Genomic DNA, 19,039 nt, shown 5'->3' on the forward strand with positions numbered 1-19,039 from the left:
TCCAGCACTTCGGCCTGCAGCCTGAACAGGCGCAGCTCGTCCATCACCCAGGGGGCGAACAGGCCGACCACGCGGGTCATCAGGCCCTGGCCCGGTAGAGTGGACTGTTAGTCCACTGCCGATCCCCGCTACCCAAAATCCCACGTTGCGCGGGAAAGTCGACTAACAGTCGACTCTACCGGTCAATCTCGATGGCCAGATTCAAGGTGCCAGGGCCCAGCACGCGACCGGCCAGGAAGGCCTCACCGTCTTCGCGCGTGTAGGGGTACGGGAAGCGGTCGCGCAGGCCACGGGACACGTCGGGGTCGTTGGCGTGGCGCAGCAGTGATTCCAGATCATCCGAGCGCCAGGGGCGCAGTCGGAAGCCGTCGCCCTGCAGGCCTGGGGTCAGAGCCTTTTCCCCTTGGGAAAGGGATCCGACCTCACTTGCGTGCCGGTCAGGCATGCCCGCCCACCGACGGCGATTCGGCTTCCTGCTTCTCCAGCTCGCGCTTCACCGCTTCCGGCGAACGGGTGTACGGGGCGAGCCGCGCGTAGAACGCCGGCACCACGAACAGCGACAGGAAGGTGGACAGGGTGACGCCGAAAATGATCACGATGCCGATGGTACCGCGGCTGGCCGAACCCGGGCCACCGGCCACCACCAGCGGGATCGCGCCAACCACGGTGGCGATGGAAGTCATCAGGATCGGGCGCAGGCGGACCATGGCCGATTCGATGATGGCCTGCCGCACGGTGCGCCCGTCATCGCGCAGCTGGTTGGCGAACTCGACGATCAGGATGCCGTTCTTGGCCGCCAGGCCGACCAGCATCACGATGCCGATCTGACTGAACAGGTTCACCGTGCCGCCACTCACCCACAGGCCGACCAGCGCACCCAGCACGCCCAGTGGCACGGTCAGCATGATGGTGAGCGGGTGGATGAAGCTTTCAAACTGCGCCGCCAGCACCAGGTACACCACCAGCAGGGCCATGGCGAAGGTCAGCAGCACGGCGCCACCGGCGCTCTGGTATTCGCGCGATTCGCCCTTCCAGTTGATCTGCGCGTACTGCGGCAGCTCTTCGCGGGTGACCTGCTGCGCCCAGGCGATGGCCTCGCCCAGCGGGTAGCCCGGTGCCAGGCCGGCGCTGATGGTGATCGAGCGCAGACGGTTGAAGCGGTTCAGCGTGCCCGCTTCGGCCACTTCGCTCAGGGTGACCAGGTTGGACAGCGGCACCAGCTCGCCCGAGTTGGCGCGAACGCGGATGGCGGCCAGGTCGGCCGGCGTGGCACGGCCATCGCGGCCGGCCTGCACCAGTACGTCGTACTCTTCGCCGTTGTCGACGAAGGTGGTGACGCGGCGCGAGCCCATCATGGTTTCCAGCGCAGAGCCAATCGCGGTGACCGGCACGCCCAGATCCGCCGCACGCTGGCGGTCGATGTTCACCCGCATCTGCGGGCGGGTTTCCTTGTAGTCCGAATCGGGGCCGACCAGGCCGGGGTTGTCGGCCATACGCAGCAGGATGCGGTCACGCCACTGCGCGATTTCTGCATATTCCGGGCCACCCAGCACGATCTGGAACGGCTGGCCGCCACTGCGCACCAGGCCACCACCGACCTGGGTGCGCACGCGCACGCCGCGCAGGGTGTCCAGTTCCTTCTGCAGATCATTGGCTACGTCCACGGTGTTTTCGCTGCGCTGGCGCCACGGCTGCAGGAACACGCTGACGCGGCCGGTGTGCATTTCCTCGCTGGCACCGAAGCCACCGGGCACGCGCGGGTTGGCGCGGGCGATGGTCTTGTCCGCACCTACGTGCGGCGCCAACAGGGCCTCGACCTGCTGCACCTGCTGCACGGTGTAGTCGTAGCCGGCGCCTTCCGGGCCATCGATCATGATCTGGAACGAACCACGATCCTCGGCAGGGGCCAGTTCCGAAGGCAGTATCTTCATCAGGCCCCAGCTGGCGGCCAGTGCCAGCACCATCACCACCAGGTAGATCCAGGTGCGGTCGACATGGTGGTCGAGCACGCGACCGTAGCCCGATGCCAGACGTTCCAGATTGCGGTTGATGAAACCATGCAGGCCGCGCGGTGCCTGGCCGGTATGCGGCTTGAGCAGCTTGGAGGCCATCATCGGGGTCAGCGTCAGCGCGACGAACGCCGACAGTGCCACGGCAGCGGCCAGTGCCACCGCCAGTTCGCGGAACAGGCGGCCGGTATTGCCTTCCAGGAAACCGACCGGCAGGAACACCGCCACCAGCACCGCCGTGGTGGCGATGACCGCGAAGGCCACCTGGGTGGTGCCGCGCTTGGAGGCGACCAGCGGCGGTTCGCCCAGATCGATGCGACGCTGCACGTTTTCCACCACCACGATGGCATCGTCCACCACCAGGCCGATACACAGCACCAGCGCCAGCAGGGTGAGCAGGTTGATGGAGAAGCCGAAGGCATACAGCGCGATGAACGCGGCGACCAGGCACACCGGCACCGTGACCGCAGGAATCAGCGCCGCGCGGAAACTGCCCAGGAACAGCCAGATGACCGCCAGCACCAGCAGCATCGCTTCGACCAGGGTCGCGTAGACGCGATCAACGGCCGCTTCGATGAAGGTCGTGTTGTCGAAGGTCACCACGATCTGCGTGCCTTCGGGCAGCGTCGCGGCGACTTTTTCTGCCTCAGCGCGTGCGGCGCGGGCCACATCCAGCGAGTTGGCGGTGGAGGTCTTGACGATGCCCAGGCCGACGCCCGGTTCACCGTTGCTGCGGAAGTAGGCACGGCGTTCGGCTGACGCCAGCTCGATCTTGGCCACATCGCCCATGCGCACCACGTAACCGTCGCTGCCCTTGCCCAGCGGGATGGTGGCGAAATCCTCCGGCTTCACATAGTTGCGTTCAACGCGGAGGGTGAAATCGCGGTCGGTCGATTCGATGCGGCCGGCCGGCAGTTCAACGTTCTCGTTGCGCAGCGCGGCTTCCACATCGCCGGTGGTCAGGCCGCGGGCAGCCAGCTGGTCGCGGTCCAGCCAGATGCGCATGGCATAGCGCTGGCGGCCACCGATGCGTACCTGGGCCACGCCGTCCAGGCTGGAAAAACGGTCGACCACGTAGCGGTCAGCGTAGTCGCTCAGTTCCAGCGTGTCCATGGTGGTGGAGGACATGTTGAACCAGATGATCGGATCGGCATCGCTTTCGACCTTGGCGATTTCCGGCGGGCGCGCCTCTTCGGGCATGCGGTCGGCCACGCGGCTGACCGCATCGCGCACGTCGTTGGCGGCCGCTTCGATATCGCGGTTGGAAGTGAATTCGATGCTGACCTGCGAGCGGCCGTTGGTGCTGCGCGCATTGATGGTATCGATGCCTTCGATGCCCGCCAGCGCATCTTCCAGCACCTGGGTGACACGGCTTTCGATGACTGCTGCCGAGGCACCGGTGTAATCCACCGACACCGAGACGATGGGCGGATCGATGGCAGGCAGCTCGCGCAGGGTCAGGCGGGTGAAGGACATGATGCCCAGCACCAGCAGCAGCAGGCTCATCACCACGGCAAACACCGGCCGCTGGATGGAGATGTCGGACAGCTTCATCCGCCGTTGCCCTCAGCCGGTGCTGCGACCGGTGCCTTGGCCGGTGCGGTGCCGGTGGCCGGCGCGGCGTTGGTCGCGGCGATCTTCAGGCCGGCGCGCAGCTTGCCGGTGCCATCCACCACGATGCGCTCGCCGCCCTGCAGGCCCTGACGGATCTCGACCACACCGGCTCGGCGCGCACCGGTGGTCACGTCCACGCGTTCAACGGTGTCGTCGGCCTTGATGCGGTAAACGAAGGTATCGCGGCCAACCTGCACCACTGCGATTTCCGGCACCACCAGTGCCGGGCGCTCCGGGCGGAACAGGCGTACGTCCAGCAGCATGCCCGGGCGCAGCGCGTGGTCGGCGTTGCCGAAGTCGGCGCGCACGGTCACCGCGCGGGTGGCCGGATCGATGCGCGCATCGACGGTGGTCACTTCGCCTTCGAAGGTGCGGCCCGGCCAGGCCACGCTGGTGGCGCTGACCTTGTCGCCGGTCGAGAGCGCAGCCATTTCCACTTCCGGCACCTGGAAATCGACGTGCATGCGTTCGATGTCATCGAGGGTGGCGATGACCGTGGTCGGGGTCAGCAGCGTACCGGGGCTGACCTGACGGATGCCCAGCACCCCGGCGAACGGCGCGCGCACGCGGCGGTCACCGATGTCGGCCTGCATCTGCGCCACGCGCGCCTCGGCCGCATCGCGGATCGACTTCTGGGTATCCAGCGTGGCGCTGGAGACCAGGCGCTGGGTGGCCAGTTCGCGCTGGCGCTTGTACAACTGGTCGGCTTCATGGAAGGTCGCCTGCGCCTGCACCAGCGCCGCTTCCTGGGCCTGCCCGCGCAGGGTCACCAGAGGCGCGCCGGCGGCGACCTGCTGGCCGCTTTCGAAGTGCACGCGTTCGACGATCTCGCTGACCTTGGCGGTGACGCTGATGGATTCACGGGCCTTGGCCGTGCCCAGCGCCTGCAGGGTGTCATTCCACTGCGAGGGCTGAACCACCTGCGCGGTGACCGGCACCGCTTCGCCCTGCCGACGCGCGGCGGCCTCCTGTTTGCCTGCGCACCCGGCCAGGACGGCCAGGCACAGGCCAAGGGCCAGGGGCGAAGCGATGCGAGCGAACATGAAAGGTCCTGGGTGATCCACGGCCGCCGAGTGTAGGCAAGGGCCTGCGAAGACGATATGTGCCAAGCGTTTACCGGCCTGGAAAGGGCCACGCGGTAGCGCCATGAAGCCCTTCCGTGCAAGGCTCGCCGGGGCGGTGTCGGCGTATGTCGGGATGTATCCAGAGGCACCTTGTCGTGCATTGTCATCGTACAGTCGAGGCTGCTTGGCAGAGGGCGCCAGGCAGGGGTCGGCCCTGGCGGGGTCCGGCCCTGTTTTTTTGTCCCGGCAGGGCTTGCAGCCCTGCACCTGCAGAAGCCAGAGCCAGAGCAACAGCAGAAGCTGCTTCCCTGAGGGGAGTCGGGGTGGGTCCGGTTGAGGGGGACGCTGCAAGTACGTCCCTGTAAGCTCGGTCGCCGCATCCATGCGGCTCACGCCCCCTCAACCGGACCCACCCCGCCTTCGACAGTTTCCCGCGAGCTGTCGGAACGGCCTTCTGCTCTGGTGGGTGCCGACCGTTGGTCGGCACGGATGAATTCATTCGATATCTGACAGATTTCATCCACGCATGGCGTGGATCTACTCCGACCCCATTTGAATCTCGATATCTGACAGATGTGCCGACCACCGGTCGGCACCCACCAACAGCCGCCGGCCAACTGTCGAAGGCGGGGCGGTGTCGGATTGCGGGGTGTCCGCGGCATGGATGCCGCGGCCAAGCTTACACGGACGTACTTGCGGCGTCCCCGCAATCCGACACCGCCCCGCCAACCCACGGATCGCCCGCTGTTGCCTTTGACGTTGACGTTGACGTCAGCAGGTGCAGGGCTGCAAGCCCTGCCGAAAACCCCACCCTCAGACCGTGATGGTCTGGGTCAGCGATTCCCATGTCGGCGGCAGCGGCCACGCGGCGGCCTGGTTGCCGTCCAGCACCCGTCGCAGGTCACGCGGATCGATCTGCGGTGCCAGCACGTGCACCAGCTCCAGCGCGTAATCGCGCAGCACCCGGTCGCGCGGCAGCACCGCCCAGGCAATGCACTCGTTGATCGGCTCCGGTGCCGGCCACGCGCGCAGGTCTTCATCGTTTGAACTGACCGCCATCTCGGCCAGCAGTCCCACGCCCAGGCCCGTGCGCACATAGGTCTTGATCAGGTCGGCATCCAGCGCGGTGAGCGCCAGATCCGGCACCAGCCCGTTGGCCGCGAAGGCGCGCTGCAGCGAGGAACTGGGCCGGGTGGACGATTCGTAGCTGATCAGTGGCTGGCGGGACAACGCGGCCAGGTCCGGCGCGCGGCCGGCGCGGTCCAGCGGGTGGCCCTTGGGCACCACCACCAGCCGCCGCCAGCGGAACAGTGGCACGGCGATGCCATCGGTCGGTTCGCCACCGGCGGTGCTGATGATCGCGATATCAGCATCCCCCTGGTTCAGCCGGTCCAGCGCATCGGCCTCACCGGCCTGCTGCAGGTGCACGCTCACCTGCGGGTAGGCCTGCTTGATCGCCGCCACTGCCGGCGGCAGTACGAAGCGCGCCTGGGTGTGGGTGGTGGTCAGGATCAGCTGGCCCTGGCTCTCGCGCCGCTGGTTGGCAGCATACGTGCGGATGTTGTTGGCCTCGGCCAGCACCGCACGGGCCCGGGAAATCACTTCGGTTCCGGCCGGGGTGACCGATTCCAGGCTTCGCCCCTTGCGCACGAACAGCAGGAAGCCCAGTTCGTCCTCCAATTGCTTGAGCTGCTTGGACAGACCGGGCTGGGTGGCATGCACGCGCGAGGCCGCGAGCGTGATGTTCATCTCGGCGTCGGCGATGGCGACCAGATAGCGCAGCTGGGTAAGCGTCATGGCGGGCGGGGGCGCAGGGGCGGAGGTCCACTCTAGGGTCTATTACCGTCACCAGCTTATAACCAAAGGTTGTTTAAGAAAGGCATCTGGTCATTTCCGGGCGTCATATGCCGGCGCTACGGTCAGCCGGCAGCCGCTGGCCCGAAGGCCAGCCTCCCCCCTTCCGCCCGCCGGCTCCCGGCGCGGCCTGCCTCCGGAGCGCATCCATGGCCCTGTACGACTCCATTCTCGACACCGTCGGCAACACCCCCATCGTCAAACTGCAGCGCCTGGCCCCACAGGGCGTCACGCTGTACGCCAAGGTCGAGTCGTTCAACCCTGGCGGCTCGGTCAAGGACCGCCTCGCACTGGCCATCATCCTCGACGCCGAGGCGCGCGGCCTGCTCAAGCCCGGCGACACGATCGTGGAAGCCACCTCAGGCAACACCGGTGTGGCCCTGGCCATGGTCGCCGCCGCGCGCGGCTACAAGTTCGTGGCCACCATGGTCGAGACCTTCTCGGTCGAGCGCCGCAAGCTGATGCGCGCCTATGGCGCCAAGGTCATCCTGACCCCGGCTGCCGAGCGTGGCAGCGGCATGGTGCGCAAGGCGCGCGAACTGGCCGAACAGCACGGCTGGTTCCTGGCCAGCCAGTTCGCCAACCCGGCCAACCCGGCCTACCACCGCAACACCACCGCGGCGGAGATCCTGCGCGACTTCGCCGGCAAGCGCCTGGACTACTTCGTCAGCGGTTGGGGCACGGGCGGCACGCTCACCGGGGTGGGCGAGGTACTGAAGGTTGCCCGCCCGCAGACCCGCATTGTCGCCACCGAACCGGCCGGCGCGGCCCTGCTCAAGGGCGATGACTGGAAGCCGCACAAGATCCAGGGCTGGACCCCGGATTTCGTGCCGGACGTGCTCAACCGCGACGTGGTGGATGAACTGCTCACCGTCGAGGATGACCACGCCATCGCCACGGCGCGCCGGCTGGCGGCCGAGGAAGGCATCTTTGTCGGCATCTCCGCTGGCGCCACCGTGGCCAGCGCACTGGACGTAGCGGCCCGCGCCGAGCCGGGTTCGGTGATCCTGGCGATGCTGCCGGACACCGGTGAACGCTACTTCTCCACGCCGCTGTTTGCGGATGTGAACGAAGGTTCCGACGACGACTGGCTGGCCGGCCTGCCGTAAGCCGCCCGCACGCGCGTCACTCCACGGTAGCGCCGGGCCATGCCCGGCGCTTTCGTTTTCCGCCGGGCATGGCCCAGCGCTAGCACTTCAGCCTGCGTGAAGGTGACTGCCGCCATCGTGCCTGAAGGTCGTAATCGCAGCGCGTGAGACGGTCATGACGCAGCATCGATGCCCTCTCCACTACGGTGGGTGCAGCCAGCGCGGGCACGGCGCGCAACAACAACAGGCAGGAGACGGACGCATGAAGATCGAAGTGTGGCAGGGCGACATCACGACCCTGGCGGTGGATGCGATCGTCAACGCGGCCAACGAAACCCTGCTCGGCGGGGGCGGCGTGGACGGCGCCATCCATCGCGCCGCCGGGCCGGAGCTGCTGGCCGAATGCGAGCGCCTGCCGGAACTGCGGCCAGGCGTGCGCTGCCCGACCGGCGAAGTACGTGCCACCGACGCCTACGCACTGCCGGCGCGGCATGTGCTGCATACCGTCGGCCCGGTCTGGCATGACGGCCAGCGTGACGAACCAGCACTGCTGGCCAACTGCTACTGGAAATCGCTGCAGCTTGCGGAATCACTGGGCGTGCAGTCGATCGCGTTCCCGGCCATCAGCTGTGGCGTCTACGGTTACCCGCTGTACCAGGCCGCGCAGGTGGCAGTGACCGAGACGCTGGCGTGGCAGCGCAGCCATGCGCAGCCGATGCGTATCGTGCTGGTCGCTTTCAACACCGCAACGGCCAAGGCATACCAGCAGGCGCTGGCTGCAGCCGGCCAAGCGATGGAGGCCGAACGCATCCTGCCGCTGCCGCCGGTGGGTGATGCGGGGTTCGCTGCGGCGCATTGAGGCGCGCTGCCTTGATGCGTGGACGCCGCAGGTGACCGCGCATCCACGCATGGCGTGGATCTACTGCATCCACGCATGGCGTGGATCTACTGCATTCCTGCATGGCGTGGATTTACCGCACGGTGCCGCCATCGCGGGCGGGGGCATCGGCGGTCGCTTCGCTGCGCTGGACATCCAACGTGAACGCACCGGTGTCCTCGTCACTCAAGCCGCTGACGTTCAGCGTGTAACGGCCGGGCTGCAGCGCCAGGTGGATACGTGAATCGGTGCCCTCGCCGTCCTCGTCGTCATCGTTCTCGACGTCCTGGCCCTCACCCGTCAGCGACAGCACGGTGTCGAACACATCCGAACGCAGGTCGATGGCGTACAGGCGGGCGGTGTCCACCTGCAGGGTGTAATCCTGTGAGGTGTCCAGCAGCAGATCGGAAATGCGACCGGTGTTGGTGATCGGCGTGCCATCGTGGGGCTTGAGCACTTCCGCACGCAGGCGGAAGGGGCCGAACGCACCGGCGCCATCGGCGCTCACCGCAACCTGGTAGAGGCCACGGCCAGGTGCACGGAATGCCACCGCGGCATCACTGCTCTCGTAGCCGGTGCGGCTGTGGGCCACCACGTTGCCGTCGCTGAAGACCGTGATCGTGCCAGCAAGCGCTCCGATCAGCGTGATGCCGACGCGCTGCTGGTCTTCCAGGGAGATCTGGTAAAGCTGGTAGCGGCTGCCGTCGTTGAAATTGATGCCGCTGCGCGCAGTGATTTCGCCGGACACAGGCGTGTCGAACTGCAGGACCGGCACGACAGCCGACGGCTGAACAACGTCGATGCGGTCGCAGCCTGCCACGGACAACACCGTGGCAATGGCAAGGCCGATTGCAGTGGTACGCATTGAGGATCTCCCTGGCCTTCGCGGATACCCCTTGCGCACAGGCCCCGCGCAAGGAAGGGCAACGATACCGCCACAAGCAGACGCCGGCATGAGGCCGGCGTCTGCAGTGTCACCTCATACGGGGAAGAGGACGGCTCAGCCGTTCCACTTGCCCAGTGCGGCCAGGCCGTTGTCCTTGGCACGTTCGTACACGGTCTTCTGGGCAGCGGCGTAGTTGCCCTTCATGTCCTTGGCCCACAGCTTCAGCGCGGCCTGCTGCATGGCGCGGCCGTAGGAGAAGCTCAGCGGCCACGGCAGGTTGCCCAGCTGGTTCATCGCGTTCAGGTGCTCGGTCGACTGCTCGTCGCTCTGGCCACCGGACAGGAACACCACGCCCGGCAGGATGGCCGGCACGGTGCTCTTGAGGCACATCACGGTCGATTCGGCCACTTCCTCGACGTCGGCCTGCTCATCGCAGCCCTTGCCGGAGATGACCATCGAGGCCTTTAGGATGGTGCCTTCCAGCAGCACGTTCTGCTGGTACAGGGCGTCGAACAGCGAACGCAGGGTGGCTTCGGTGACTTCGTAGCAGGTCTCGATGTCGTGGTCGCCATCCATGATGACTTCCGGTTCGACCATCGGCACCAGGCCGCATTCCTGGCACAGGGCGGCATAACGGGCCAGCGCATGGGCATTGGACTCTATGCAGGTGCCCGACGGGGTGTTGTCACCGATGTTGATGACCGCACGCCACTTGGCGAAGCGCGCACCCAGCTTGTAGTACTCCTGCAGGCGCTCGCGCAGGCCGTCGAGGCCTTCGGTGACCAGCTCGCCCGGGCAGCCGGCCAGCGGGTGTGCGCCCTTGTCCACCTTGATGCCCGGAATCATGCCGTGGTCGGCCATGTACTTGGCGAACGGCACGCCGTCCTTGGTCGACTGGCGGATGGTTTCGTCGTACAGGATGGCGCCGGAAATGTGCTCGTTGAGCTTCGGCGTGGTCAGCAGCAGCTCGCGGTAGGCACGACGGTTTTCCTCGGTGTTCTCGATACCGACGCCGGCGAAACGCTTGGCGATGGTAGCGGTGGATTCGTCGATCGCGATGATGCCCTTGCCCGGGGCGACCATGGCCTGGGCGGTTTCAGCCAGCTGTTCGATGCTCATGTATTTCCTGTGGCGGGTGCGGGAAAAACGTAAGTATAGCCCCGCTGCCCGTTGCCTCGCCGTGGAGGACAGGATGGAAACGCTTCCATGTCTGCGCAGGACAGAGAATGTCCTGCGGCACGGGGTCAGACCCCCTTCGGGGATCCGACCCCGGGTCGGCAACGCCGGCCCGATACCGACAGGGTTGCCTCAGAGGTCGCCCAGGCCGCTGGCACGGCCGTCCTGGCCCACTTCCAGCAGGCGCAGGGTGTTGGTGGCGCCATGGGTTTCCATGTGCTCGCCGCTGGTGAACACCACGCGGTCACCGGCCTGCAGCAGCTTCGATTCCACCAGCAGGCGGATACTGCCGCGCGCGGCTTCGCGCGGGGTCAGGCCGCGGCTGTCGAAGTTGATCGGGTACACATCGCGCATCAGCGCCATCTGGCGACGGGCGCCGTCATGGCGGGTGACCGCGAACACCGGGGCCTTGGCGCGGAAACGCGACAGGTAACGCGCAGTACCACCGGATTCGGTCATCGCCACGATGGCGCGCACGCCCACGTGCTGGGACAGGAACATGGTGGCCATGGCGATGGCCTGGTCGGCACGTTCCAGGTTGCGCGGCGAAGCGTTGAAGTCGGTCTCGGTCTGGAACTGGCGCTCGGCACCCAGGCAGATGCGGGCCATGGCTTCGACCGCCTTCACCGGGTAGGCACCGGCGGCGGTTTCGGCCGACAGCATCACCGCATCGGTACCGTCGATGACCGAGTTGGCCACATCCAGCACTTCGGCGCGGGTCGGGATCGGGCTTTCCACCATCGACTGCAGCATCTGCGTGGCGGTGATCACCACCTTGTTCTGCGCCAGCGCGGCCTTGATGATCTTTTTCTGCAGGCCCGGCAGCTCGGCATCGCCGATTTCCACGCCAAGGTCGCCACGGGCCACCATCACCACGTCACTGGCTTCGACGATCTCTTCCAGGTTCTCGATGGCTTCGGTGCGCTCGATCTTGGACACCAGCGCGGCGTAGCAGCCGTGCGATTCGGCGATCTCACGGGCATCGTTCATGTCCTGCGCGTTGCGGCAGAAGGACACGGCGATGAAGTCGACGCCGATCTTGGCGACGATGCCGATCAGTTCCTTGTCACGCTCGGTCAGCGCGCCCAGCGACAGGCCACCGCCCTGCTTGTTCAGGCCCTTGCGATCGGACAGCGCGCCGTCGTTGAGCACGGTGTTGACGATGCGCTCGCCCTGCACTTCAACCACCTGCAGCTGCATCAGGCCATCGTCGAGCAGCAGCACATCGCCCGGGCCCACGTCCTGCGGCAGGCCCAGGTAGCTCACGCCCACCTGGGTGGCATCGCCCGGACCTGCGTTTTCACTGGCGATCAGGTCGAAGCGGTCACCGGCCTTCAGGTATACCTTGCCTTCGGCAAAGCGCTCGATACGGATCTTCGGGCCGGGCAGATCGGCCAGGATGCCCACTTCCACGCCCACGCGGGCGGCGGCGGCGCGCACATCGGCGGCACGCTTGGCCTGGCCGGACGGGTCACCGTGGCTGAAGTTGAGGCGCACCACGTTTACGCCGGCGCGGAACAGATCCTCCAGCACGCCCGGCGGGTCGGTCGCCGGACCGAGGGTGGCTAGGATCTTGGTGCGACGCTGACGCTCGAACATGGTGGATGGGCCTCTCCCGTTAAAGGTGGGAAATTAGCACATCCTTCACGCCCCATGTATACGGTTACAGCCTTGTGGCGCCTGACTCTGCGGGACATCGTACGGACATGTTCCGGACATCGTCCGGTCCGCGCGTGCGCGGCGCCCGCCGGGCATGGCCCGGCGCTACCTGTCGACCTGCCCCGGTAGCGCGGGGCCATGCCCGGCGACCAGGAGCGCCACAGGTCAGGCCAGCAGGGCCAGCAACTGCGCCGGTTCGCGGGCCAGATGGCCGGCCCCCGCTCCGGTCAACTCGGCTTCGCCGCCGAAGCCCCATAGCACGCCGACATTACGCAGACCGTGGTGGCGCGCGCCTTCGATGTCCATGCGGCGGTCGCCGATCATCCAGCACTGCGCCGGGTCCAGCTGCAGACGCTGCAGCGCCTCGGCCACCAGTTGCGGCTTGCTGCTGCGCGACCCGTCCGGGGTCGAACCAATCACATCCTCGAACAGCCCGCCAAATGGCAGGTGTTCAACGATACGGCGTGCGTGCGGTTCGTTCTTGGCCGTGACGACGGCCAGGCGATGGCCGCGACCGTGCAGCGCGCGGACGGTGGCTTCGATGTCCGGGTAGATCGTGTGATCGCGCCAGCCCTCACGGTCGAAGCGCTCACGGTAGAAGGCCACGGCCTGCTCCACCCGCACCGCGTCGCCGAACAGCGGGGTGAAGGTCGTGCGCAGCGACGGCCCGATCCAGCCCAGCAGCGTTTCCTGCGGCGGCACCGGCTGGCCCATCTTCTGCAATGCATAGGCGATGCACGTGGTGATACCCACTTCCGAATCGATCAGGGTGCCGTCCATGTCGAAGAAGAGCGTTGCGCGCCCTTCTCCGTCAGCGCGCAGCCCGGCGCTCATGCGCCGCGCGCGGCCAGCGCAGCCACCGCCGGCAGGGGCTTGCCTTCCAGGAATTCCAGGAACGCGCCGCCACCGGTGGAGATGTAGCTGACATCGCCGGCGATATCGAACTTGTCCACCGCTGCCAGCGTGTCGCCACCACCGGCAATGGAGAACGCGCGGGAGCTGGCGATGGCACGGGCCAGCGCTTCGGTGCCCTTGCTGAAGGCTTCGAATTCGAACACGCCGACCGGGCCGTTCCAGACCACGGTGCCGGCCTTTTCGATCAACTGCGCGTACTGCGCGGCGGTCTGCGGGCCGATGTCCAGGATCAGATCATCGTCGGCCACGGCATCGACGGCCTTCACTTCAGCGGCGGCATCGGGCAGGAACTGCTTGGCGGTGACCACGTCCACCGGCAGCGGAATGTCGGCGCCACGCGCCTTGGCATCGGCCACGATCTTCTTCGCGGTATCCAGCAGGTCCGGTTCGTACAGCGACTTGCCCACCTTGTAGCCGGCCGCGGCGATGAAGGTGTTGGCAATGCCACCACCGACGATCAGCTGGTCGACCTTGCCCACCAGATTGGCCAGCAGTTCCAGCTTGGTGCTGACCTTGCTGCCGGCCACGATGGCCAGAAGCGGCTTGGCCGGGGCGTCCAGCGCCTGCGCCAGTGCATCCAGCTCGGCCATCAGCAGCGGGCCACCGGCAGCCACCGGGGCGAAGCGGATGACGCCGTGGGTGGAGGCCTGGGCGCGGTGCGCAGTACCGAAGGCATCCATCACGAACACGTCGCACAGCGCAGCGTACTTCTTCGACAGGGCTTCATCGTCCTTGCCCTCGCCAACGTTCATGCGGCAGTTTTCCAGCAGCACCAGCTGGCCCGGCTGCACATCGACACCATCAACCCAGTCGCGCACCAGCGGAACCTCGCGGCCCAGCAGTTCGGACAGGCGTGCGGCGACCGGTGCCAGCGAATCGGCTTCGCTCCACACGCCTTCCTTCGGGCGGCCCAGGTGCGAGGTGACCATCACGGCAGCCCCCTGCTCCAGTGCGCGCTTGAGCGTTGGCAGCGAAGCGGTGATGCGCTGTTCGGAGGTGATGCGGCCATTCTCGATCGGCACGTTCAGATCCTGGCGGATCAGCACGCGCTTGCCGGAGAGGTCGAGGTCGGTCATGCGGACGATGGACATGGGCAACTCTTTGGCTCGGGGACAGGACGCCGGTGTACGGCAGACGGGCATTGTATCGGGTGGCGATGGCGGGAGGGCCGATGCCTGCGGCAGGCAGCGGCGTACAGCAACAGCAACAGCAACAGCAACAGCAACAGCCAAAGCCAAAGCGCTGGCGCTTCGTGGTACTTGGGGTGGGCCGGGGTGGTGTGGGATGGCAGGGGACGCCGTAAACCCATCCCTGGGGGCTTGGTCGCCGCTTGCCCATGTGCGCTGTCCTGCGCACACGGCAAGACCGGGGTCGGGCGTCCTGCCCAACCCGCCCGAGGCATGCCTCGGGCCCATGCGGCTCACACCCCTGCCATCCCACACCACCCCGGCCTCGACAGGCTCATGAGGCGGAGCGGAGGGCAAAGACAAGAGCGTTTTCTGATGTCGGATGGAGAAAGATGGGGTCAGATCCGTTTTCGTGCGGGAAACGGATCTGACCTCGCAGCGAGTGCGCGTAGCGCGCGACCCGCTATTGCTCTTCTTTTTTCTTTTACGTGGGTGGGCGCACACGGAACCTGTCAGAGGTCGGGCGGGTGGGCTGGGCAGGGGTGTCCGCGGCATGGATGCCGCGGCCAAGCCTACAGGGACGTACTTGCGGCGTCCCCTGCCCAGCCCACCCGCCCGACCAAGCGCATGAATCGCGTTTTGCGTCCACCCACGAGGGGCTGCGCCGTTCGCAGGCACCTACGCCGAAGGCGCGGGCTTCTGCCGCAGCAGGCTGACCGCCAGGCCACCCACCACCAGTACACCCAGGCCCAGCAGCGCCCACAGCAACCACGACTTCCAGTCGTGCTGCGGCTTCAGCGCGGCATCGCCGGCCAGCGTCTCCGGGGCGCCTTCCAGCCGCGCCAGCGTCGGCTGCCACGCCGGGTCGTTGCGCTGGCGCAGTTCCTCGATCAGCACCGCGATCGGCGCCTCGGCGCGACGTGCTGTGGCGCTGCCCACGGCCAGCGCATACGGCGCCGCGCCCTGGCTCAGGAACACCATCACTTCCGGCTGGTAGCCCAGGCGCAGGGTCGGTGCGGTGGCCGTTTCCACCGGGCTGGCCACCAGCTTCCAGTAACGGTCACGCCAGATGCCGCCCAAGCGCTGCGCGGCCGACTGCTGGCGTTGGCCGGGGGCGCCCTGCTGCACCTGGTAGGCAATCCACGGTGCGCTGCGGCGCTGCCATTCGGCTGCCGGGTCATCGCGGCTGTACAGCGTCCACTGCACCAGGCTGTTGTCGGTGCTGGCCACATCGGCCTTGCTGACCGGGAAACGACCGTCCAGCTCAAAGGTGTACTCGCCCTGGCCGGTCGCCGTGGGTTCCAGCGACAGCCATTCCCACGGCACCGTCGCCGGGGCCGGCGGCAGTTCGGCCAGCACGCTGCGCAGGGTCGGCAGGCGCGCCTCGCCCTGCGGCAGCACGCGCAGGTAGCGCGCGCTGCCCTCCACCTGCAGGCGGCGCTGCAGCAGGCGCTTGCCGGCGCGCTGCAGATCCACCAACGGCACATCGCGCGCAACCGCCCGCCAGTGCTGCAGGTCGTCGCTGGCATCCAGCTGCACCTGCGCCTGCAGCGGCTGCCCGCTGTCGGCCCAGTCCAGCACCAGCGCCGCCACCGGCTGCTGGCCCATCACGCTGGCATCGATCAGCCAGCCACCCTGCCCGTTCGCGCTGGCACCCGCACCGGTGCCCACGCGCGCTTCAACCCGGCGTACGCGGCCATCGGTATCGCGCTCGGTCAGCAACTGCAGATCGTTGCGCTGCGCCTCGGCCAACGGCGGCAGTGCGAACCACGGCAGATCGCGCTGCACCGGGGGCTGCGCCAGTGGCTGGTCCGGTGCCAGCAACGCCGAAGGCAGCGCCTGGCCGGCGGCGTTGAATACCTGCAGATCGCCCAGGTCGGCACGGCCGGCGCGGCGGTAGATGGCCGGTTCCAGCACCACGCGGTACGCGCCCGACTGGGCGCTGGACAGGCTCAACGGCCACTGTTCGGCGTAGTGCGCGCGGTAGTCGGTGGCCTGCGCGGATGCCACGCCGGCCAGCGCCAGCAACATCGGCAGCAGTGCCGTGCTCCACTTCTTCATGGGGTGTCCTCGACGGGAGGCGCAGCAGCAGGGGGCGCTGGCGCCAGGTAGCCCACGACCGTGCAGAGCAGGCCATAGGCAATGAACGATGCGATGCCCAGCAGATTGCCCAGGTGCTGGCGGTCGATCAGCACCAGCTTGGCCAGGACCACGGCCATCAGCACGGCGCCGACCTTCCACAGCACACGCTGGCCACGGCGCGAGCCCCAGACCCAGGCGATCACGCCCAGCACGCTCCACAGCACGGTGAGGCTGGTCTGGGCCAGGCTTTCGCGGGCCATGGACGGTGCCCAGGCCACGCCCCCCCACTGGTGCACGCTGTGCAGCACGGTGCTGGTGAGGGCGATGAAACCGCCCAGCGCCAATACCGGCACGCGCAGGCGCTGCAGCGTTGCCGGCGCCTGGCCACTGAACAGCCAGCGCGCGGCCAGCAGCAGGCTCAGCCACTGCGCCAGCTCGGCCGGATTGAGCACCGGCAGCCAGGGCAGCGGCATGGCGTCGCCGGCCAGGCTGATGCCGATCCCCCAGGCGCAGCCCAGCACGCCGAACACCACGCTCTGCAGCGCGATGCGCGCCGCATCGAAGGCGTCACCCAGCGGCCAGCGCAACCACGTCCAGCGCCACATCGAGAATGCCGCCAGCAGCAGCCACGGCAGGGTCACCAGCAGTGCAGTCCAGCCCTGCGCCAGCTGCGCGGCATCGCCGCCCCACAGCGCAAGCAGCGACAACAACGACGGCCACAGCAACCACCACAGGAACTGGGCGATACGGGCCACGCCGTCGCCACCTTGGCGCAGGCACAGCAGCGTACGCACGCCCAGCACCGCAAACACCGCCCAGCCCAGCGCACCGTAGCCGGCAAACGGCTGCTGGTGTGCATCGCTCTGCAACAGCGCCAGCGGGAAGGCCGTCGCCAGCATCAGCAGCGCGGTCATGCCCAGCGCACGCGCTGGCTGCCGACACTGCACCTCGGCAGCCAGCCAAGCGGTCACCGCCGCCAGCACCAGCAGGGCATCGGCCTTTGCGGCGTGCTCGATGAAGCGGACGATTTCATGGACAAAGCCGCCCAGCCACCACAGCAGGCCCCACAGGTAATAGACCAAGGCCACATCATGCCGCGCGCGGCGCTGGTAGCTCCAGGCACTGGCGAAGCCGGCCACGGCCAGCAGCAGCGCGCCGACGGCGGTGGCGTTGAGCAGGAACCGGGTGTCGCCATGCCAGTGGTCGGCGCCCACCACGAAGGCGAACGCAGCACCGAGCTGCAGCAACGCGGCAGCCACCTGCGGCAGCCAGCGCTTCTGCCGCAGCCCCAGCCACGCCAGGCCGGCACCTTCCAGCGCGAACACCGCGCCGGTGGCACGCGCCGACAGCGCCAGCGGCACCGCGAGGGTGGCAAAACCCACCGCCAGCACCGCGTGCGACTGCGCCAGCACGCTGTACGACGCGCGATGGATCAGCGCACGTGCCAGCAACGCATAGACCGCCGCCAGGCCCAGCGCGCACAGCGCCAGCGTCATCGGCTGCTCGTGCAGCATGCCGGCCTGCAGCGAAAACGCGATCAGCGGCGTGCCGAACACCAGGCTGCCATCGACCAGATCGCGGCGTTCGGCCGGCTGGCGGCGCGCGTACAACAGCGGAATCAGCAGGTAGAAGGCGAAGAACAGCAGCAGGAACGGTTCGGTGCTGGCGAACTTGTCCGCGCGGTACTGCAGGACGCCCCAGAACGTGCCGATGCCAAAGGTAAAAGCAAAGCCCAGCAGGTTGAGCGCGCGCCATGGGCGGAACCAGGCGATGGCGAAAATGCCCGCATTGAGCACCGCGTAATAGCTGAACAGGCCCACGTGGTTGCCGCTGCCGGTGGACAGCCACAGCGGCGCCATGAAACCGGCGAGGATGCCCAGCACTGCCAGCGTGCGCGAGTTCTGCACCACGGCCAGCACGCACAGGCCCGCCACCAGCAGGATCGAGCTGGCGAAGGCGAAGCCGGGAGTGATGAGTTCGAAGCGTTTGAACGCCGCGAAGATGGTCAGCAGCAGCACGCCGATGGCGCCGCCCTGCAGGGCCAGCGCGAACAACCGGCGGCGTTCGCGCTGGTGCCAGCCGAAGCCCAGCAGGCCAAGCGCGCCGACGGTGATCGCGGCCAGGCGCAGTTCGATCGGCAGCACCAGCCAGCCCTGGTCGCTGACGTACTTCAACAACGCGGCGACGCCGGCCAGCAACACCAGCATGCCGATCTTCACCGGCACGTTGCCTTCGGTGAACCAGCGTTTGACCGCGCCGATGCCACGCTCGATGAAATTCGGCAATGCCGGTTCGGCCGGCAGCGGTGGCGCCACCGGTACCGGCGTGACGGGACGGGACGCAGGCGTCTGCGCGAGCGGGGCTTCAGGCGCCGGCGGCTGCGGCGGTTGTGGTGTCGCCGCCGCAACCGGCCGCAGGAACGGGGGATCGGCACTGGCCGAAGGCGTCACCACCGGCCGAGCAGGCGCCGCTTCGGTGGCGGTGGTCGCAGCGGCCCGCCGGGAGGCAGGCGCGGATGCCAGCGCGCTTTCCAGCGCCGCGACGCGGCGGCGCAGGCCGGCGATCATGACCAGCGCCACCACCAGCAACAGCGGGATGCCCAGCAGGACCAGTACGACCAGGGCGATCAGAGCTTCCATTGCGTGCTTCCATTGCGTTCCCGCGCCCCAGCGGCAGCGGTCGACCGGG

The 19,039-nt window shown here is 67.7% G+C and carries 12 protein-coding genes and 2 pseudogenes; 2 read left to right on the forward strand and 12 right to left on the reverse strand.

The annotated features are described in order from the left end of the window. The 5 genes and pseudogenes from ACQKDV_RS06490 to ACQKDV_RS06510 all read right to left on the reverse strand — a co-directional run. Positions 1 to 92 (reverse strand): annotated as a pseudogene (locus ACQKDV_RS06490) (GNAT family N-acetyltransferase); the annotation flags it as partial. Positions 93 to 181: 89 nt separating this feature from the next. Beyond that, positions 182 to 445: pseudogene (locus tag ACQKDV_RS06495) on the reverse strand (GNAT family N-acetyltransferase); the annotation flags it as partial. After that, a complete protein-coding gene (locus tag ACQKDV_RS06500) occupies positions 438 to 3,563 on the reverse strand; it encodes an efflux RND transporter permease subunit (protein ID WP_427782947.1) in 3,126 nt (1,041 codons plus the stop codon). The pseudogene ACQKDV_RS06495 and the gene ACQKDV_RS06500, both read right to left, overlap by 8 nt. Further along, on the reverse strand, positions 3,560 to 4,666 hold the full coding sequence (locus ACQKDV_RS06505) for an efflux RND transporter periplasmic adaptor subunit (RefSeq protein WP_427782948.1): 1,107 nt from the start codon (positions 4,664 to 4,666) through the stop codon (positions 3,560 to 3,562). Before ACQKDV_RS06505 ends, ACQKDV_RS06500 begins: the two co-directional genes overlap by 4 nt. 834 nt (positions 4,667 to 5,500) lie before the next feature. Further along, positions 5,501 to 6,484, reverse strand: coding sequence for a LysR family transcriptional regulator (locus ACQKDV_RS06510; RefSeq protein ID WP_427782949.1), 984 nt, complete (start codon positions 6,482 to 6,484; stop codon positions 5,501 to 5,503). 206 nt (positions 6,485 to 6,690) lie between these two features. Between ACQKDV_RS06510 and cysK the strand changes: the two genes are divergently transcribed. Together cysK and ACQKDV_RS06520 are read left to right on the forward strand one after the other, a co-directional pair. Continuing rightward, positions 6,691 to 7,650, forward strand: a complete 960-nt coding sequence (gene cysK, locus ACQKDV_RS06515) for a cysteine synthase A (protein ID WP_427782950.1) — start codon at positions 6,691 to 6,693, stop codon at positions 7,648 to 7,650. A 241-nt stretch (positions 7,651 to 7,891) separates the two neighbouring features. After that, on the forward strand, positions 7,892 to 8,488 hold the full coding sequence (locus ACQKDV_RS06520; RefSeq protein WP_427782951.1) for an O-acetyl-ADP-ribose deacetylase: 597 nt from the start codon (positions 7,892 to 7,894) through the stop codon (positions 8,486 to 8,488). Positions 8,489 to 8,600: 112 nt separating this feature from the next. Here ACQKDV_RS06520 and ACQKDV_RS06525 read toward each other — a convergent pair whose 3' ends face one another. The 7 genes from ACQKDV_RS06525 to ACQKDV_RS06555 all read right to left on the reverse strand — a co-directional run bounded on the left by ACQKDV_RS06525 (position 8,601) and on the right by ACQKDV_RS06555 (position 18,990). Next, positions 8,601 to 9,371, reverse strand: coding sequence for a hypothetical protein (locus ACQKDV_RS06525; protein WP_427782952.1), 771 nt, complete (start codon positions 9,369 to 9,371; stop codon positions 8,601 to 8,603). A 135-nt stretch (positions 9,372 to 9,506) separates the two neighbouring features. Further along, positions 9,507 to 10,511, reverse strand: a complete 1,005-nt coding sequence (locus ACQKDV_RS06530) for a class I fructose-bisphosphate aldolase (protein WP_200734480.1) — start codon at positions 10,509 to 10,511, stop codon at positions 9,507 to 9,509. A gap of 189 nt (positions 10,512 to 10,700) precedes the next feature. Continuing rightward, a complete protein-coding gene (gene pyk / locus ACQKDV_RS06535; RefSeq protein WP_427782953.1) occupies positions 10,701 to 12,167 on the reverse strand; it encodes a pyruvate kinase in 1,467 nt (488 codons plus the stop codon). 225 nt (positions 12,168 to 12,392) lie between these two features. Beyond that, positions 12,393 to 13,061 (reverse strand): HAD hydrolase-like protein, encoded by a 669-nt coding sequence (locus ACQKDV_RS06540; protein WP_427782954.1) that lies wholly within the window; start codon positions 13,059 to 13,061, stop codon positions 12,393 to 12,395. Beyond that, the gene (locus ACQKDV_RS06545; RefSeq protein WP_427782955.1) at positions 13,058 to 14,233 is read right to left on the reverse strand and encodes a phosphoglycerate kinase; all 1,176 of its coding nucleotides are present in this window, start codon (positions 14,231 to 14,233) and stop codon (positions 13,058 to 13,060) included. The genes ACQKDV_RS06540 and ACQKDV_RS06545 overlap by 4 nt, the downstream gene beginning before the upstream one ends. Before the next feature lie 714 nt (positions 14,234 to 14,947). Next, positions 14,948 to 16,330, reverse strand: a complete 1,383-nt coding sequence (locus ACQKDV_RS06550) for a DUF3999 domain-containing protein (protein WP_427782956.1) — start codon at positions 16,328 to 16,330, stop codon at positions 14,948 to 14,950. Beyond that, positions 16,327 to 18,990, reverse strand: a complete 2,664-nt coding sequence (locus ACQKDV_RS06555) for a DUF2339 domain-containing protein (RefSeq protein ID WP_427782957.1) — start codon at positions 18,988 to 18,990, stop codon at positions 16,327 to 16,329. The genes ACQKDV_RS06550 and ACQKDV_RS06555 overlap by 4 nt, the downstream gene beginning before the upstream one ends. Positions 18,991 to 19,039 lie beyond the last annotated feature (49 nt).

It is taken from the genome of Stenotrophomonas sp. NPDC077659, from assembly GCF_050268705.1.
Lineage (GTDB): Bacteria > Pseudomonadota > Gammaproteobacteria > Xanthomonadales > Xanthomonadaceae > Stenotrophomonas.

Bases quoted from the DNA above. Each gene is read 5' to 3' on its own strand.
- ACQKDV_RS06500 (WP_427782947.1), bottom strand. From the start codon at position 3,563: ATGAAGCTGTCCGACATCTCCATCCAGCGGCCGGTGTTTGCCGTGGTG.
- ACQKDV_RS06545 (WP_427782955.1), bottom strand. From the start codon at position 14,233: ATGTCCATCGTCCGCATGACCGACCTCGACCTCTCCGGCAAGCGCGTG.
- ACQKDV_RS06510 (WP_427782949.1), bottom strand. From the start codon at position 6,484: ATGACGCTTACCCAGCTGCGCTATCTGGTCGCCATCGCCGACGCCGAG.
- ACQKDV_RS06525 (WP_427782952.1), bottom strand. From the start codon at position 9,371: ATGCGTACCACTGCAATCGGCCTTGCCATTGCCACGGTGTTGTCCGTG.
- ACQKDV_RS06505 (WP_427782948.1), bottom strand. From the start codon at position 4,666: ATGTTCGCTCGCATCGCTTCGCCCCTGGCCCTTGGCCTGTGCCTGGCC.
- ACQKDV_RS06530 (WP_200734480.1), bottom strand. From the start codon at position 10,511: ATGAGCATCGAACAGCTGGCTGAAACCGCCCAGGCCATGGTCGCCCCG.
- pyk (WP_427782953.1), bottom strand. From the start codon at position 12,167: ATGTTCGAGCGTCAGCGTCGCACCAAGATCCTAGCCACCCTCGGTCCG.
- ACQKDV_RS06555 (WP_427782957.1), bottom strand. From the start codon at position 18,990: ATGGAAGCTCTGATCGCCCTGGTCGTACTGGTCCTGCTGGGCATCCCG.
- ACQKDV_RS06550 (WP_427782956.1), bottom strand. From the start codon at position 16,330: ATGAAGAAGTGGAGCACGGCACTGCTGCCGATGTTGCTGGCGCTGGCC.
- ACQKDV_RS06520 (WP_427782951.1), top strand. From the start codon at position 7,892: ATGAAGATCGAAGTGTGGCAGGGCGACATCACGACCCTGGCGGTGGAT.
- ACQKDV_RS06540 (WP_427782954.1), bottom strand. From the start codon at position 13,061: ATGAGCGCCGGGCTGCGCGCTGACGGAGAAGGGCGCGCAACGCTCTTC.
- cysK (WP_427782950.1), top strand. From the start codon at position 6,691: ATGGCCCTGTACGACTCCATTCTCGACACCGTCGGCAACACCCCCATC.